The organism is Aliirhizobium wenxiniae (assembly GCF_019511445.1).
Taxonomy (GTDB): domain Bacteria; phylum Pseudomonadota; class Alphaproteobacteria; order Rhizobiales; family Rhizobiaceae; genus Neorhizobium; species Neorhizobium wenxiniae_A.
Map to the genome: position 1 here is coordinate 1 of NZ_JAEUAN010000094.1, position 405 is coordinate 405.

The 405-nt window shown below is 55.3% G+C and carries 1 protein-coding gene; it reads left to right on the top strand.

The annotated features are described in order from the left end of the window. Positions 1-372, top strand: a 372-nt coding sequence (locus JNB91_RS30445; RefSeq protein ID WP_275957791.1) for a TCP-1/cpn60 chaperonin family protein, incomplete at its 5' end; no start/stop codon positions are given. Positions 373-405: the final 33 nt, after the last annotated feature.

Genomic DNA, 405 nt, shown 5'->3' on the forward strand with positions numbered 1-405 from the left:
CTGGCTGACCTGCGTGGTCAGAACGAAGACCAGAACGTGGGTATCAAAGTTGCACTGCGTGCAATGGAAGCTCCGCTGCGTCAGATCGTCCTGAACTGCGGCGAAGAACCGTCTGTTGTTGCTAACACCGTTAAAGGCGGCGACGGCAACTACGGTTACAACGCAGCAACTGAAGAATACGGCAACATGATCGATATGGGTATCCTGGATCCAACCAAAGTAAACCGTTCCGCTCTGCAGTACGCGGCTTCTGTGGCTGGCCTGATGATCACCACCGAGTGCATGGTTACCGACCTGCCGAAAAACGATGCAGCTGACTTAGGCGCTGCTGGCGGTATGGGCGGCATGGGTGGCATGGGCGGCATGATGTAATTGCCCTGCACCTCGCAGAAATAAACAAACCCC